This window comes from Alcaligenes sp. LTN-3 (assembly GCF_059735605.1).
This window is the reverse complement of sequence record NZ_JCAPDN010000001.1, coordinates 1,374,559-1,391,153: the sequence shown is the minus strand read 5'-3', so window position 1 is coordinate 1,391,153 and position 16,595 is coordinate 1,374,559. Positions and strand designations below refer to the sequence as shown.

The 16,595-nt window shown below is 56.7% G+C and carries 13 protein-coding genes; 4 read left to right on the top strand and 9 right to left on the bottom strand.

Annotated elements, in window-relative coordinates; all coding sequences use genetic code 11:
• The 7 genes from AC6I6N_RS06555 to AC6I6N_RS06525 form a co-directional block, all read right to left on the bottom strand.
• Positions 1 to 1,296 (bottom strand): glutamate-5-semialdehyde dehydrogenase, encoded by a 1,296-nt coding sequence (locus tag AC6I6N_RS06555; RefSeq protein ID WP_429647488.1) that lies wholly within the window; start codon positions 1,294 to 1,296, stop codon positions 1 to 3.
• 68 nt (positions 1,297 to 1,364) lie between these two features.
• Positions 1,365 to 2,426, bottom strand: a complete 1,062-nt coding sequence (holA, locus tag AC6I6N_RS06550) for a DNA polymerase III subunit delta (protein WP_094197266.1) — start codon at positions 2,424 to 2,426, stop codon at positions 1,365 to 1,367.
• A 2-nt stretch (positions 2,427 to 2,428) separates the two neighbouring features.
• On the bottom strand, positions 2,429 to 3,061 hold the full coding sequence (locus tag AC6I6N_RS06545; RefSeq protein ID WP_094197265.1) for an LPS-assembly lipoprotein LptE: 633 nt from the start codon (positions 3,059 to 3,061) through the stop codon (positions 2,429 to 2,431).
• Between the two features lie 2 nt (positions 3,062 to 3,063).
• Complete coding sequence (gene leuS / locus AC6I6N_RS06540) at positions 3,064 to 5,721, bottom strand: leucine--tRNA ligase (protein ID WP_429647486.1); 2,658 nt, start codon at positions 5,719 to 5,721, stop codon at positions 3,064 to 3,066.
• Positions 5,722 to 5,935: 214 nt separating this feature from the next.
• Positions 5,936 to 6,103 (bottom strand): 50S ribosomal protein L33, encoded by a 168-nt coding sequence (gene rpmG / locus AC6I6N_RS06535; RefSeq protein WP_003802781.1) that lies wholly within the window; start codon positions 6,101 to 6,103, stop codon positions 5,936 to 5,938.
• Positions 6,104 to 6,138: 35 nt separating this feature from the next.
• The gene (rpmB, locus tag AC6I6N_RS06530; RefSeq protein WP_003802782.1) at positions 6,139 to 6,375 is read right to left on the bottom strand and encodes a 50S ribosomal protein L28; all 237 of its coding nucleotides are present in this window, start codon (positions 6,373 to 6,375) and stop codon (positions 6,139 to 6,141) included.
• Between the two features lie 140 nt (positions 6,376 to 6,515).
• The gene (locus AC6I6N_RS06525) at positions 6,516 to 7,664 is read right to left on the bottom strand and encodes a Bcr/CflA family multidrug efflux MFS transporter (protein WP_094198393.1); all 1,149 of its coding nucleotides are present in this window, start codon (positions 7,662 to 7,664) and stop codon (positions 6,516 to 6,518) included.
• Between the two features lie 350 nt (positions 7,665 to 8,014).
• Here AC6I6N_RS06525 and AC6I6N_RS06520 point away from each other — a divergent pair, with 350 nt between their 5' ends.
• From AC6I6N_RS06520 to AC6I6N_RS06505, 4 genes are all read left to right on the top strand, one after another.
• Complete coding sequence (locus tag AC6I6N_RS06520; protein WP_094197263.1) at positions 8,015 to 9,253, top strand: class I SAM-dependent methyltransferase; 1,239 nt, start codon at positions 8,015 to 8,017, stop codon at positions 9,251 to 9,253.
• A gap of 538 nt (positions 9,254 to 9,791) precedes the next feature.
• The gene (locus tag AC6I6N_RS06515; protein ID WP_162496898.1) at positions 9,792 to 10,835 is read left to right on the top strand and encodes an ABC transporter substrate-binding protein; all 1,044 of its coding nucleotides are present in this window, start codon (positions 9,792 to 9,794) and stop codon (positions 10,833 to 10,835) included.
• Positions 10,836 to 10,999: 164 nt separating this feature from the next.
• Positions 11,000 to 11,857: an ABC transporter permease gene (locus AC6I6N_RS06510; protein ID WP_094197262.1), complete on the top strand. Its 858-nt coding sequence runs from the start codon at positions 11,000 to 11,002 to the stop codon at positions 11,855 to 11,857.
• A complete protein-coding gene (locus tag AC6I6N_RS06505) occupies positions 11,854 to 13,143 on the top strand; it encodes a quaternary amine ABC transporter ATP-binding protein (RefSeq protein WP_094197261.1) in 1,290 nt (429 codons plus the stop codon). The genes AC6I6N_RS06510 and AC6I6N_RS06505 overlap by 4 nt, the downstream gene beginning before the upstream one ends.
• A gap of 208 nt (positions 13,144 to 13,351) precedes the next feature.
• Here AC6I6N_RS06505 and AC6I6N_RS06500 read toward each other — a convergent pair whose 3' ends face one another.
• Both AC6I6N_RS06500 and AC6I6N_RS06495 read right to left on the bottom strand, forming a co-directional pair.
• The gene (locus AC6I6N_RS06500; RefSeq protein ID WP_125276559.1) at positions 13,352 to 14,773 is read right to left on the bottom strand and encodes an MATE family efflux transporter; all 1,422 of its coding nucleotides are present in this window, start codon (positions 14,771 to 14,773) and stop codon (positions 13,352 to 13,354) included.
• A 9-nt stretch (positions 14,774 to 14,782) separates the two neighbouring features.
• The gene (locus AC6I6N_RS06495) at positions 14,783 to 16,543 is read right to left on the bottom strand and encodes an ArnT family glycosyltransferase (RefSeq protein ID WP_125276560.1); all 1,761 of its coding nucleotides are present in this window, start codon (positions 16,541 to 16,543) and stop codon (positions 14,783 to 14,785) included.
• Positions 16,544 to 16,595: the final 52 nt, after the last annotated feature.

Sequence of the window (16,595 nt, the reverse complement as noted above, 5' to 3'; positions counted from 1 at the left end):
TTAACCACGTATTTGGCCATTGCCATGCAAGACCCATTTGTAGGTCGTCAGGCCTTCCAGGCCAACAGGGCCACGGGCATGAAGACGGTTGGTGGAAATACCGATTTCTGCACCCAGGCCGTATTCGAAGCCATCGGCAAAACAGGTAGGCAGGTTCACCATGACGGAACTGGAGTCTACCTCGCGCTGGAAGCGCTCGGCCTGGCTCAGGTTTTCTGTCACGATGGATTCTGTGTGCTCAGAGCTGTACTGGGCAATATGGTCCATGGCCTGGTCCATGGAATCGACAATGCGGATCGCCAGAATGGCCGCGGCAAATTCGGTTTCCCAGTCTTGCTCGGTAGCGGGGGCCACGTTGGCGACCAGGGCACGGGTTTGTTCACAGCCTCGCAACTCCACCCCTTTGTCCTGTAATTGGCGGGCCATTTCTGGCAGGAAAGCCGGTGCAATGCTGCGATGAATCAGCAAGGTTTCCATGGTGCCGCAAATACCGTAGCGGTAGGTTTTGGCATTGAACACGATGCGAGAGGCTTTTTCCAGATCGGCAAATTCATCCACGTAGACGTGGCAGTTTCCGTCCAGGTGTTTGATCAGGGGAACCGTGGCTTCGGCGCTGAGCCGCTGGATCAGGCTCTTGCCACCACGCGGGACAATGACGTCCACGTAGTCGTTCATGGTGACGAGCAAGCCAACGGCGTCGCGATCGGTGGTGGGAACGACTTGCACGGCATCTTTAGGCAAGCCGGCACGCTCCAGACTGCTGGAAATAATGTGTGCCAGGGCCTGGTTAGAGTGAAAAGCTTCACTGCCGCCGCGCAGAATGGTGGCGTTGCCAGATTTCAGGCACAAGGCGGCGGCGTCAATGGTCACATTGGGGCGTGATTCGTAAATGATGCCGATCACCCCTAAAGGTACACGCATCTGAGCCACGCGCATGCCATTGGGACGGGTGCGTGAGGCGCTGATCTGGCCAACGGGATCGTCCATGTCCGCAATTTGACGCAGGCCTGTGGTCATGATCTCCAGTGCCCGGTCTGACAGAGCCAGGCGCTCGATCATGGCCGGGGCGATCTGACGCTCACGTGCCGCGCTCAAGTCCAGCTTGTTGGCGGCTTGCAACTGGGCTTTTTGCTCAATCAGGGCATCAGCCATATAGCGCAGGGCGTCGGCTTTGGCTTTGCCTGTGGCGGCGCGCATGCGACGGGCTGCAAGCTGGGCGCGCTTGCCCAAATCTTGCATCATGGCGGACAGATCGCCGACCTGGGTGGTGGTAGAGGACTGGGTGATATCGTTCATAGCCGTGTAACTCTCCGGTTCAAGAGAGCATTATCGCAACAATTAAGAGGTTAAGGGGTGTCGGACGCTTAGCGGCGGGGCGCTTGTGTCGCAACCGCGATACGCATGGTCAGGCGGCGCATTTCTTCCCACGGGTCTTGTTGACGTCCGCTGGGGTGCAGGCCTTTGATCAATCGGTCTATATCGTGAGCATGTAGCACCGAGGCAGGCCAGCTTTGAGGCGGGATGCGGTCCAATGCCTGACGGACGAGTTTTTCACGTGGGCCAAAAATGCGGTATTGGCGAAACAGGTTGGACAGATCCTGCCCTTGTTGACGGGCTTGCGATAAACGTGCCAGGGTGCGGATTTCCTCGCCTACCGCCCACAAGACCAGAGGCAGGGCCTCGCCCTCTGCCTGCAAGCCATCGAGTACAGTCAGGGCGCGTTGACTATGGCCAGCCAGCATGGAGTCGCGCAAATCAAACACGCTGTAGCGAGCCACGTTCAGGACGGCGTTTTCCAGTTCCTCTTGGCTTAACTGACCGGGAGGGTAAATCAGGGCCAGTTTCTGGATTTCCTGGTGAGCCGCCAAGAGGTTGCCTTCGACCTTGTCAGCCATCCATTCCAGGCTGTTGCGCTCCAGGCTTTGATCCTGGGCTTTGAGGCGTTGGGCAATCCAGCCTGCCAGGGAGTTGCGGTTGACGGGCTGGATGTCAATCCAACTGGCCACTTGCTCCAAGGCCTGGCACCATTTGCTGTTGCGTGTGGCTTTATCCAGGCGGGGGAGTTGGATCAGAAAGCTGGTGCCATCCATCTGCCCGCCACTGATCAGTCCGCACAGTTTTTGCAAGGCATCGCCGCCCGGCTTGCCGGGCTTGCCACTGGGAATGCTGACATCCACCAGTTTTTGATCGCCAAACAGAGAGATGTTCTGGGCGACAGCAAACAGCTGTGACCAATCTGCGCGTGCATCCAGGGTAAAGCTGCTGCGTTCCGTAAAACCATCCTGGCGGGCGCGAGCGCGCACTGCATCGGCGGCTTCAACCAGCAAAAGGGGTTCGTCGCCAGACACCACATAAAGAGGTTGGAAGGCTGCAGATGGCGTGGCCAGCTCGCGCAGCAAGGTGTCGTGGTCGACCCTGCGCCCCATCTTTACAACGGTGCCTGTTGTCGGTTGGGCAGCAGCTCCATCTCTTCCATGGAACTGAGCTCGGGCTGACTGCTGATGAAGAGGTAGGCGCTGGTGACATCGGGCGAGCTTAGGCGACGCACAATGCGGTTGATCAAGGATTGTTCCATATCACGGAAAATCATCTCGATTTCGCTGTCTTTGGCTTGGACGGCTTCCGCGTCATAAGGCACTTCACGTATGACGTCCAGCGTGGTGGGCGGCAGAACTACGCGGCCTTTGGCGTCCAGCAGCTCAAATGTGAAGGTCAGTTGCAGTTCGTATTCTTCCACCTGGCCTTTGGCATTGATGGAAATTTCACGCTGATTACGGTTGAGCGAGAGCTGTCGCAAAATGGCCTGGGCCTCTTGCGGGCTCTCCACAAAGCGACTTTGAGGCGAGCTGGCCAATAGGGTTCGACGCAGGTTCGCGCCAAAAGCGCTGTTGTCTGTAATGTTGGTGTAAATCGCGTTGAACGGCAGTGGGGCTATTCCTTTGAGGTGGAAACCACACGCTGTCAGAAAAAAACTGAGCAGGATGATCAAGCCCGCCAGTCCCCAGAACCTGGGTGCAGGAACAGACAAGGCGCTGGAAGGAAGCAGGCGGGCTAAGTGCATGATTAACCTACGACGTTAACAAGTTTGCCAGGCACCACGATGATGCGCTTGGCGGGACGGCCTTCCAGATACTTGAGCACCGCTGCGTGTTCGGCTGCGGCTTGTTCAATGGCGGCCTTTTCTGCTCCCTGGGGTACGACCAGAGAGCCGCGCAGCTTGCCGTTGACTTGCAGCATCAACTCGACTTCGTCGGCAATCAAGGCTTGTTCATCCACGACAGGCCATTGAGCATCCAGCATATCGCCTTGACCGTCAGCCCAACCCAGCTCACGCCACAACTGCCAGGTGATGTGGGGGACAACTGGATACAGAACGCGCAACAGGATGGAGGTAGTTTCAGCCAGCGCACGTTGTGCGGCCGGCGTGTCTTCCCATTGCGTCTGCTCCAGGGTGTTGAGCATTTTCATGCAAGCCGATACGACGGTGTTGTACTGAATGCGCTCGTAGTCGTAATTGGCTTGTTTGAGCAAGGAGTGGATTTCCAGACGGGCACGTTTGGCAGCAGCGTCCAGATCGCTCCAGTCGGTCGTTTGTGCATTGCCAGCGCGCAGGGCATCGGCGCGGTTGTAGCAGAAGGCCCACAAGCGACGCAGAAAGCGGTTGGCGCCGTCCACGCCCGAGTCCGACCACTCCAGTGTCTGCTCAGGCGGGCTGGCGAACATGATGAACAGGCGGGCGGTATCTGCTCCCATGGTATCGATCAGGGACTGGGGATCCACGCCGTTGTTCTTGGACTTGGACATGGTGCCAATACCGTTGTATTGCACGGGCTGACCATCACTCTTTAAGCGGGCACCGATAATCGCGCCTTTCTCGTCGTAAATGTTTTCGACAGTTTCAGGCCAGAAGTATTCGATACCCCCTTGTGGGGTGCGACGGGTGTAGCTGTGATTGAGCACCATACCCTGGCACAGCAGGCGAGTGAAGGGCTCATCGATCTTGACCAGCCCCATGTCGCGCATGATTTTGGTCCAGAAACGGGCGTACAGCAAGTGCAGCACAGCGTGTTCGATACCGCCGATGTACTGATCCATGGGCATCCAGTAATCGCTACGTGGATCGGTCATGGAATCGTGCAGATTGGGGGTGGTGTAGCGCAGGAAGTACCAGGACGAGTCCACAAAGGTGTCCATGGTGTCCGTTTCGCGACGAGCCGGTTTGCCGCAAGAAGGGCAAGCGCACTTCAGGAAGGCTTCGTGCTTGTTCAGCGGGTTGCCGCTGCCATCGGGAATCAGCTCTTCGGGCAGAACCACGGGCAGGTCTTTTTCTGGAACAGGCACCGGACCGCAATCGTCGCAATGGATGATCGGGATTGGGGTGCCCCAGTAACGCTGACGGGAAATGCCCCAGTCGCGCAGACGGTAGGTGGTTTGTTTCTCGCCCAGTTCCTTAGCGTTCAGATCGGCAGCAATGGCATCGACGGCAGCGACGTGCGCCAGGCCGTCGTATTTGCCGGAGTTGATGGTTTGACCTTGCTGCTTGTCGCCGTACCAGTCTTGCCATTGGGTGGCGTCGTATTCTTTGCCTTCAACGCCAATGACTTGCTGAATAGGCAATTGGTACTTCAGCGCAAAGGCGAAGTCGCGCTCGTCGTGAGCGGGCACGCCCATCACGGCACCGTCGCCGTAGCTCATCAAGACGTAGTTACCGACCCAGACAGGAACGTCCGCACCCGTCAGGGGGTGCTTGACGCTCAGGCCGGTAGGCAGGCCTTCTTTCTCGCGGGTCGCCATATCGGCTTCCGTGGTGCCGCCTTTCTTGCATTCCTCGATAAAGGCAGCCAGCTCAGGGTTGTGACGAGCAGCCAAAGCAGCCAGTGGGTGTTCAGGGGCAACGGCACAGAAAGTGACGCCCATGATGGTGTCCACGCGGGTCGTGAACACGTACAGTCGCCCATCCTGAATCAGTTGGCCTTGCTCGTCACGAATTTCGTGAGGGAAGGCAAAGCGCACGCCCTGACTCTTGCCGATCCAGTTTTCCTGCATCAGGCGAACACGTTCGGGCCAGCCGGGTAGGCCGGTTTTGACGGTCTCCAGCAGCTCTTCGGCGTAGTCGGTAATGCGCAGGTAGTAGCCAGGGATTTCACGCTTTTCAATCAGCGCGCCCGAGCGCCAGCCACGGCCTTCAATAACTTGTTCGTTGGCTAGAACGGTTTGGTCTACCGGGTCCCAGTTCACGGTCTGGGTCTTGCGGTAGGCAATGCCTTTTTCCAGCATCTTCAGGAACAGCCACTGGTTCCATTTGTAGTATTCAGGGTCGCAGGCGCACATTTCGCGCGACCAGTCGATAGCCAGCCCCATCGCCTGCATCTGCTTTTTCATGTAGGCAATATTGTCGTAAGTCCACTTGGCGGGTGGCACTTGCGATTTGATGGCGGCGTTTTCAGCAGGCATGCCAAAAGCATCCCAGCCCATAGGCATGAGAACGTTAAAACCGCGCATGCGTAGCTGGCGCGCCATCATGTCGTTGATGGTGTAGTTGCGCACGTGGCCCATGTGTAGCTTGCCGCTGGGGTAGGGCAGCATGGAGCATGCATAAAACTTGGGTTTGAGCGAGCCATCGGGAGCGGTGGCGTTTTCGACGGCGCGATAGGCGTCCCGATCGGTCCAGTTTTGCTGAGCGAGTTGTTCAACCTCGCTGGGGTTGTAACGTTCCTGCATGAGTGGCAATACCGTTTTAGACAAAAGTAAAGGAGTATCCGCCATTATACGGGGCAAATCTCGCTGTGGACGGCTGCATGGTGGGCAGTGTGCATGAGCGTAATGGCAGATAGGAGGCAGGCCTGTCACAGCAGCCTGTGAAGCGCAAAAAAAACCCCTGCAGGGCAGGGGCTTTTTTTGAAAACCAATCCGCTGCAGTAGCGGCGGGCGCGAATTAACGCAGCTTGGTTTCTTTGTACTCGACGTGCTTGCGAACGACGGGGTCAAATTTCTTGATCACCATTTTTTCAGGCATGTTGCGCTTGTTTTTTGTGGTGGTGTAGAAGTGACCGGTGCCGGCGGACGATTCGAGTTTGATTTTTTCGCGTATACCTTTAGCCATGATGAGCTCCTGGTTAAATGTTTAAGAAGCGCAGCTTAGTATTTTTCGCCGCGGGAGCGCATTTCGGCCAGAACGGAGTCGATACCGTTCTTGTCGATGGTGCGGATAGCATTAGCGGAAACGCGCAGGCGAACCCAGCGGTTTTCACTTTCAACCCAGAAACGACGGGACTGCAGGTTTGGCAGGAAGCGACGCTTGGTTTTATTGTTGGCGTGCGAAACATTGTTGCCCGACATTGGGCCTTTTCCGGTCACTTGGCATACGCGTGCCATGGTCATACCCCTTGAGATCTAAATCAGCCTCCGCTAAACGAAAAAAGCCGCGGGCGATTGTAAAATTAGGATCGTGTTAACCCCAGTGCTGGGGTACAAAGAAGATTATTCTAATATGGAAAAATCACTTAGATCAAGTTTTACCGTGCTTTCCTCGCGGCATTGCGGCCAAACAGCCACGATAAGATGGCACAGATCGCCAATACGGCGGTCAATGGCAAAGCATTGGGAGCAGCCCAACTGCTGACGGCGAAACCGGCTAACGCTCCACACAGCATTTGCAAAGCGCCCATCAAGGCCGAAGCAGTTCCCAGGCGAAGACCTTGTTCAGACAGGGCCAGGGCGGCGGAGTTGGGGTTTACAAAGCCCTGACAAGCCATAAAACCCATCAGTGTCACCATCAACCAGGTCAGATCCAGCACGCCCAGCAGGGTCAGAATCGCGCCCAGCACAGTAAAGATCACCTGCAGTCCCTGCGCCACGCGCAACAATGTGGGTGGGCTGTAAGTATTGAGCAAGCGGGCACTGACTTGAGAGAAAACAATCAGACAGGCCGCATTGGCACCAAAATAAAAACCGAAATGACGCGGCTCGACAGAAAACAAGTCGATAAAAACGCGCGGCGATCCGGCGATATAGGCAAACATGCCCGCAGAGCTGAAACCGGCGGCCAGGGAATAAAACATGAAGGGCCGGTCACGCAGCAAGGCGCTGTAATTATGTGCGATCAGTTTGGGCTGCAGCGGCAGTACGCGCTCCGGGGCCAGAGACTCTTTCATGGTGAAAAAAGTCAGCAGCCACAGGAGCACACCACAGCCTGCCATGAAGTAAAAGATGCCGCGCCAGTCGCTAAACAGCAGGATCTGGCCGCCAATCAGCGGAGCCAGAATGGGCATAACCCCCATGATCAGCATCAGCATGGACAGGGCGCGGGCGGCTTCACGGGTCTCGAAACGGTCCCGGATCACGGCACGGGGAATGGCCATGCCAGCCGCCCCTCCGAAGGCCTGGACGATACGCCAGACAGTTAGTTCATCAATATCGCTGGCGCGTGCACAGAAAAAAGAAGCGGTGGTGAAAATCAGCACGCCCATCAGCAAGGGCAGCTTGCGGCCGAAGCGGTCTGCCATTGGGCCATAGACCAGTTGGGCCACACCGACGCCCAAGAGGAAACCCGCTAGCGTGCGCTCTACCATGCCTGCCGAGGTGTTCAGGCTCTGGGCCATCGCCGGGAAGGCGGGCAGGTACATATCAATGGCCAAAGGGCCCAGGGCCGTGAGTAGCCCCATCAGAATCAGCCAGGGTGGAAATGCAGGGGAGTGGTTGCGTGTCATCGGGCCAAGTATTAAGGTGGGGCAGATCCTGGCCGAGAGCCTGAACCCACTACCCTGTGCCGCGCATCAATGCAAGCCGATGCAATGGGCCAAAGGCAGGCAGTTTAGCATGGGGCAACGTCAATATTGGGGTGAGTGCTTTAGGTTTGAAATATGTGATCCGTGACTTTGACGCAACGGATCCAGGGGCGGATTGTATTAGGCTACAGGATTGACAGCTTACGGGCGGTGTGTCGCGGTAGGCGGCACATTGTCATCTTTGTTTGTTTACATGCAAGGAGGCGAAGTTGAGTTCAATTTCATCCATGGTCCAAGCCAAATTAGATCAACTCAGCGTTCCGGTTCGACTGACCTTGCCCAATGGTGAGCAGGTCGGGACAACCAACGCATCGGTTCATCTGACGATCAAAGACAATGCCACCTTGGCGCAACTGGCTGCCGGCCAGTCCGGACAGTTGGGCGAGGCCTACGTGGAGGGGCGTATGGACTTTGACGGGTCCATGCGCGATTTGATGCAATTGGCCGCTGATATCTTGCCGGGCTCGCCAGTCGATGCCGCCCAGGCGGGCTGGCTGACCTCCATCATCAAGCACCTGACTTCTGTCTGGCGTCACTCCCAGGAAAAGGACGCCAAGCAGATCCAGTTTCACTACGACTTGTCGGATGATTTCTACGCCTTGTGGCTGGACCCGCGTCGGGTCTATTCCTGCGCCTATTACCGCGAGCCGGACATGACGCTGGCCCAGGCTCAGGAAGCCAAGCTGGAGCACATTTGTCGCAAGCTACGTCTGCAATCCGGCGAGCGTTTTCTGGATGTCGGGGCCGGGTGGGGGGGGCTGTTGATGTGGGCTGCTGAACACTACGATGTGGACGTGACAGGTATTACCTTGTCCCGCAACCAGCATGCCTATGTGAACGGGCTGATCGAGCAAAAGGGTCTGTCGGGCCGCGCTCGTATGATGCTGCTTGATTACCGTGAGCTCGATGAACTCAAGCCTTATGACAAGCTGGCCTCGGTGGGCATGTTCGAGCATGTGGGGCGAGCACAGTTGACGGCCTATTTTGACAAGCTGCGTCGTTTGGTCAAACCCGGTGGTTTGATTCTGAATCACGGTATTACGGCCGGTGGTGTGGACAATAGCCAACTGGGCGCCGGGATGGGCGACTTTATCGAGAAATACATTTTCCCCGGTGGAGAGCTGACTCATATCAGCCATGTATTGCGTCATTTGGCGGAAGGTGGTCTGGAAGGGCTAGATATTGAAAATCTTCGTCCCCACTATGCGCGTACCTTGTGGGCCTGGAGCGATGCACTGGAAAGTCAGTTGGACAAGGCCAAGGCGACGCTGGATTCGGAGCAGGGCCAAAAATCCCTGCGTGCTTATCGGGTGTATCTGGCCGGTTGTGCCATGGGCTTTGAGCATGGCTGGATCGCCTTGCATCAGGTGCTGGCTCAGGCCCAAAGTGTAGGGCGGACCCAGGAGCTGGAGTATGCGCCTGGCATCGTGTATCCATGGCGACGGGATTACATGTACCAGCCTTAAGTGAGTCATCCAAAGAGCAAATGACAAGGTGTTAGGCCTTGTCATTTGCCTTTTTGGGCCCGGTTTCTACATCCCTCAATTCGCCCTGAATTATTAAGTAACAAAAAAAAATTTAGAAAATCGCTGAAACCACGTCAAACAAGGGTTTTGTTGTGTTTTAACCATTGACATATTTTTGGATTTTACTGGTTTTTCGTGGTAATAATTTGTTTTTGATTGCAAAGACCCGTAGAATGGCTTCCTTGTCTTATTCATCAATTCGATCCAGAACCGCTCGTGCAGCGTGTTCTATTCGCACCAAATCATCGCCCCGCGCGGTGTGACCCGGCCCCAGCCGTTTTGTTTCGGTCAGGGCGCAGAACGATATAAAAAAGGGTGTTTACCCATACGCATCGTTCTGGGTTTTTCGTGAGTGCCTGGCACTCGTCTATACGTAGGTATGTATTGGCGATAAAAGCATCGTCTTCCGCACACCCCTTTAGCCTTGGCGCCGACTGATCATGCAGGACGCGTCCACAGTAACTCAAGGAGGAGCATCATGTCTTCATACTTCCCTCACGCCGGTGCCAAGTCGCGCTTGCACCGCTTTCCCCTGATTCAAGCCTCTGTGCTGACCAGCGTTTTGCTGGGTTTGTCGTCCGCCGCACAAGCCGCTACCCCGGTTTCCTGCGAACTGGATCGTGCTGTCCGCTTTGGCGGTATGAATTGGGAATCCAACCTGGTCCTGACTGAAGTCGAGCGTTTTATTGCTGACAAGGGCTATGGCTGCAAGACTGAGGTCATCTCGGTCGAGACGCTTCCGGCTTTGGCTGCATTGGAGCGAGGCGACCTGGATGTCAACACGGAAATCTGGCTCAACAGCGTGGCAGACCCCTGGAAACAGGCGCAAGCTACGGGGAAAGTAAAACGTATTGGTGATATCTACATGGGTGGCGAAGCCTGGTTCATTCCACGCTACACGGCCGAGCGTTTGCCAGAGCTGAAGTCCGCCGCGGACTTGCCCAAGTTCAAGGATGAATTCAAAGACCCTGAAGAGCCCGGTAAAGGCCGTTTCTATGGCTGCCCGGCAGGTTGGGGGTGTGAAGTGGTCAGTGGCAATCTGTTCAATGCCCTGAAACTGGGTGATACCTACACCTTGTTCTCGCCCGGTACCGGTGCCACGCAGAAGGCTGCCTTGACCTCCGCTTACCAGCGCAAGGAAAACATCGTTTTCTACTACTGGTACCCGACACCGCTGGTGGGCTCCATGGATCTGGTCAAGCTGGAGTTGCCTGCCTATGACGCGAAAAAGCATGGTTGTTTGACGGACCCCAATTGTGCCAATCCGGAGCCTAGCGACTACCCCGAAAATCCGGTGTTCACCGCTGTTAATACGGAGTTCTCCAAGCAGGCTCCCGAGTTGACGGCCTTCCTGGCCAATGTCAGCGTGCCTTTGGAGTTGATGAACGACACCATGGCTCATATGGAAAAAACCGAGGGTGAGCCCGAAGATGTGGCGCACTGGTTCCTGAAAGAGCACCAGGATACCTGGTCCAAGTGGGTGCCTATGGAAGTGGCTCAGCGCGTAAAAGCCGCTCTTTAGTATTCGTGTTGTTGTGTAAGCGAGGCCGGCCTCGGTATCGGCATCCTTCGGGGTGTGGGCACTGAGCCGTACCTCGCTTTTGTGCCTGGTCAGTTTGTGGCCGGCAGGCTCATGGCCGGGCGGCACGCCCGCGCCACATGCACGAGTTTTACGGAGTGTTTTTTATGTTTCCTGAGTTGATTGATCCGCGCGCCTTACGTTTGCCCATCGATCAGTTCGTGGGTGATCTGGTTGACAATTATTCCAGTGCCTTGCGCGCCATGACCCAGCCTTTGCTGGATATGCTGGTTTTTATGGAGTCCGTCTTACGCAGCAGCCCTTGGTGGGCGGTTGTGTTGGTGGTGGTGGTGCTGGGTTGGGCTGCCAGTCGCCGGGTTCTGTTCTCCGTCGCCATGGGGGCGATGTTGTTCGCCATCGGTTTGATTGGCTTGTGGGATGCAGCCATGCAGACCCTGGCGCTGATGATCGTGGCCGTTTTCCTGTCTGTCCTGATAGGCATACCACTAGGTTTGTTGATGGCCAGCTTTAACTGGCTGCGCCGCATCATGATGCCGATCCTGGATGTGATGCAAACCATGCCCAGCTTTGTCTATCTGATTCCGGTGGTGATGCTGTTCAATCTGGGCAAGATCGCCGCCCTGATTGCCACCATCATTTATGCCATTGCGCCTGTCATTCGTTTGACGGATCTGGGAATACGTCTGGTCGACAGTGAAGTGCTGGAAGCCTCGCGTTCTTTTGGGTCCAATCGTTGGCAGCAGCTCTACGGTGTGCAACTGCCCCTGGCCATGCCTAACATCATGGCCGGTATTAACCAGACAACCATGATGGCCCTGGCCATGGTGGTGATCGCTTCCATGATCGGTGTGCGAGGGCTGGGCTACGAAGTGCTGCAAGGCATTAACCGCCTGCAAGTGGGCCGTGGCCTGATGGCCGGTTTGGGTATTGTGCTGTTGGCAATCTTGTTTGACCGTATTACGCAAGAGTTCGGTCGCCGCTTTCAGACGCGGGAGGCCTCATGAGCAAGATTGAAGTTCGCAATATTTATAAGATCTTTGGCTCGCAACCCGAGCGCTGGCTGCAAGAGGCTTGTGACGGTGTTCGCAAAGATGAGCTGCTGGCCAAAAGCGGTCATACGCTGGGTCTGCGCGATATCAGCCTGTCTATCGAGCCTGGCAGTATTTACGTCATCATGGGCTTGTCCGGTTCAGGCAAGTCCACCTTGATTCGCCACTTCAACCGTTTGATTGAACCGACGGCAGGGCAAATTCTGGTGGATGATGTGGACGTGATGAGTCTGGATGGCAAGGCTCTGATGCAGTTCCGTCAGCAAAAGATCAGCATGGTCTTTCAGCGCTTTGGCCTGTTTCCGCATCGTACCGTGCTGGAAAATGCCGCTTATGGCCTGCAGGTGCAGGGCATGGGCCGCGCCGCCCGGGAAGAGAAGGCCACTTATTGGCTGGAGCAGGTGGGTCTGCAGGGTTTTGAAAAACAGTATCCCCATCAGTTGTCTGGCGGTATGCAGCAACGTGTGGGCTTGGCACGCGCTTTGGCCACCGATGCGGACATCCTCTTGATGGACGAAGCGTTTTCGGCGTTGGATCCACTGATTCGACGTGAAATGCAGGATCAGTTGCTGGAGCTTCAGGCCCGTCTGAACAAGACCATTGTGTTTATTACGCATGATTTGGATGAGGCCCTGCGCCTGGGTAACCGGATCGCCATTCTGAAAGATGGTGAGCTGGTCCAGGAAGGTTCGCCCGAAGATATTTTGCTCTCGCCCGCCAGCGATTATGTACAGGCTTTCTTGCAAGACGTGAACCGCAGCAAGGTGCTGAATGCGGCCCATGCGGTGCGCGATTCCAGCAAGACATTGACCTTCACCATGCGTACTCGTGCTGTTCATGCGCTGGAGCGCTTGAGCGAACGGGGCGTGCGTTATGCGCCTGTGCTCGATGGCAAGCGCCTGGCCGGTGTCTTGATGCGTTCCAGTGCCCAGGAAGCGGTGCAGCAAGGCGCACGGGACATCTCCGGCTTTGTGGATGAAATGAGTTCAGTGCCCGCGACCATGGGGCTGGATGAAATTCTGGGGCAATTGCTGCGTAGCAGCGAACCTTTGGCGGTGACTGGGGAGAATGATGAGTTCCTGGGCCTGCTATCGCGTAGCAAGGTCGTGGACTTGGTCAGCCCATTGATTGATGCGGTTGAGGAGTCGGCGCAGGCAGAGGCGGAAGCGTCCTCGGATTCAACTACAGACGATACCGTCAAGCTTGCGGAAGCTATTGAAGGCAGTAAACCTGCTGCCTGAGTTTCCTTGTCTTAGTAAGGCAACAGAAAAAACGGGACCAGTTATTCAACTGGTCCCGTTTTTTTTATATGTTTGCGCGTTGAAGATTTACCGTATTTCGGCCTTGGGCTTTTGAGGCTGAGCAAAGAGTAAAAAAGCACAGGGTAGTCAGTATCGGAGCGTCTGAGTTTGCCGTGGACTGAGTGAGTGTCAGTGCCCCAGGTCTGGCTTATTGGGACGCCTGCGTCTTGCGCCTTGTCGGATTGTAGATGCGCAAAATATGAACGTACCAGAACAGCAGCAACAAGGCCGAAGCCCCCAGGCCCAGGCTGGACATGGTCCATAAGCTGGCCGCCCCCACAGGTGCTCCCGGTGCCAGCCGTTGAATGACGCCTTCCAGCGATCCGGCTGCAGGTCCAAAACCCAGCCACCACCCCCCACCCAAACCCAGTACGCTCAAGGCAAAGAATTGCAGCAGCATGGGGACAAAAGCCACTTTATACGCGCGCAGCAGATAGGAAATCAGGCACTGGAACGCATCGAAAAAGTGGAAAAAGGGCAGTAGTTGCAGCAACAGCAAAGCCCGGAGTGCGACATCGGCATCATCGGTGTAGGCATGGGCCAAGGTCGGACGCAGCAGCACCAATAGGGTAATCGTTAAGGTTACCCCCGCCAGCACGATTGCCAGACTCAGCATTCCCACTTGGCGGGCGCGATGATATTGCCTCGCACCAATCGCTTGAGCGCTGACTGAGGCAGCGGCAACGCCCACAGCCATCGGCACCATAAAGCAGACGGCGGCCAGATTGGCCATGATCTGGTGCGCACCCGATGCAAAGACTCCCTCGCGGGCGACCAGCAGTGCCATGAAGCTGAAGGCGCAGATCTCGATCAGGTAGGAGCCGCCCATAGGCAGACCCAGACGCAGCAGTTCTTTTTGGGCCGCCCAGTTGGGTAGCCCCAGTCGCAGCGTAAACGGCTTGTAGTAGCGGTCGGTACGCAGCAACCACAGGCCTGCCGCCAGCATCAGCCAGGACACTACCGTAGTGGCCAAACCTGAGCCGACGGCGCCCATGGCCGGTAGTCCAAATTTCCCGAAAATCAGCACCCAGTTGAACAGGGCCTTGAAGGCCACGCTGAACAGATTGATCAGCATGACGGCCTTGGGGCGCGATGTGGCGGTACCCAGGCAATAAATGGTTCGGAATACCAGGGCGGCGGGTAGAGCCAAGATCAGACTGCGTAAATACCAGGTTACTCGGTCGTGAACCTCAGGGCTTAAGTCGCCCGACCAGCGTAACCATATATTGGGAAAGGCCAGCGCCAGGGTGCCGATCAAGGTCAGCAAAAGGGCCAGCCACACGCCTTGCCCCCACCAGCGGCCCACTTCTGTCAGGCGGCGCGCGCCAAATTGTTGCGCAATGATAGGAATCAGAGCGTGGATGACGCCCATCAAGCCAATAAAAACGGTGATGTAAATGGATACGCCCAGGCCCATGGCCTGTAGGTCGATCGGGCTGCTGTGGCCGACCATAACGGTATCCAGAACACCAAAGGCGATACCTGCCCAGGAGCCGACCAGCACAGGCCAGGCCTGACGCAGGATCTGACCTGCCTGGCCTTTCCAGTTGCGATGAAACACGGAGGACATGATTGAAACTTACTGAGCTTGCACTCGCAGCAGACGGAAAGCCTCGTGGCGATCTGGCCCGCGTTTACCTTGCCAGAGCTGGACCGCATTGTCGGGAATGGGGGCCTTGCCATCTTTCAGGTCGCGCAGGGAAAACTGTTCCAGTACCAAGGAGCAGCGGTTATCAAAATTGATATTGATGTTGTTGAATACCAGGAAGGAGGCTCGTTGCCCCGAACCCAGCCCCCAGGAGCGCAGGCATTCACCGGCTTGCTTGTGCGCCTGCAGGGCGGCAGACAGTTCGCCGGATACATCGCGGTAGCTACGTACGTAGTCCAGCGAGGGCATCCATAAAGTCACCAGCAAGAGCCAGGTGGTAATGAGGCCACCTGCAGACAAGACTGTGCCACGCAACAGCCCTGGCGGGTTGGAGGACAAGCGCCAGCGCACCAGTGCGATCCAGGCGACGGTGCCGAGCACGGCAATAATCATGACCGGCCAGGAGATAAAGGTGTCATAGCCTTGCGTCTGGCGGGCAATATTTTGCGAAATCTGCCGTGGCCATCCGGTTTGCTGAGCAAACCAGCCCAGCCAGACGGTTGCCGCTGTCAGCGAGAAACACATGATGGCAAACCAGTCCAGCGTGTTGATGACGCCACGACGTAGGGTGGGCAGCGAGAAAGCAGCCAGGATGGCGCAAGGCACGACCAGCAAGGCGTATTCGGGCTCGAAGGCATCGCGCATGAATAATAGACTGATGAGCGGAACCAGAAAACTGATGGCAGGTACGTAAATATGCGGGGCTTTGAGCCAGCTGCGCCATTGCCACAGCGCCAGCAATGCCAACGGCCAGATAGGCCAGAGGAACCAGAGCAAGTCGCGCAGATTATTCAACTGCTCCTTGAATCCGGCCCAGCCCCAGGCTGCCAGATGCCACAGACGCCACTGTTCAGTCCAGTACACGCTGACACGCTTGGCCGGGATCCACCAGGCCATAATGATGGCCAGGGTCAGCACGGCACTCAGGGCCAGCCATTGGCTGTGCTGGCGCAAGGGGCCGCGTGGAATAAAGCACAGCGCAGTGGCCAGCATAATGGGGCCAGCGCCCAGCCAGCCACGGGTCAGAAAGCAGGCACCCAAAGACAGGCCCAGCATGATTGCACCTGAGGCTGGGCGGTCGAACATGCGTATCAGGCTGTACAAGGCCAGGGCTTGGAAAGCAATGATGGCCGGCACTTCGGACGTTTCATGCATGCGCCAGATGATGCCCACTGTGGCCACTGTCAGCAGCAAAGTGGCGTCGGCAATCATGCGCCCATAGGCGGTGGGCGAGGGCTCCCCCCCAAAGGGCAGGCGTAACGGTTGGGCTTCGGGACGACGGGCCAGCCAGTAGGCACTGTGCCAGACCGAGGCTGCCAGCATGCCGAACCACAGTAAATTGGGCAGGCGGGACGCCACAATATTGGCGTTCAGTTCGGAGGTGAACAGCTTGAGCAGCGGCGCAAACAGCGTAATGAACAGCGCCCCCAGCCAGGTCGTCAGCGGCCCGTCCTGGGCATGCGCCAGATCGCCCACCTGCGGCAACAGCAAAGCCTGACCGCTGGGATCAGACAAAGCGGTCAGCATGGTTGCAAGCCCGATGACATCGTCTGCCTTCCAGGGATCACGGAAAAACAGACCCGCAAGAATGTAAATTGTCCCCACAACAAGCAGGACCAGTCGGGGAAGTTTGACGGCAGCGGTAGCAGTCAGGCGGGCAGGGGTGGAGGTGGGTATGAGGCTAGATGACACGTCTAGGGTAAAACAGTCTGTTGATTCGCCCTATCTTAATGCAAAGGGGGCG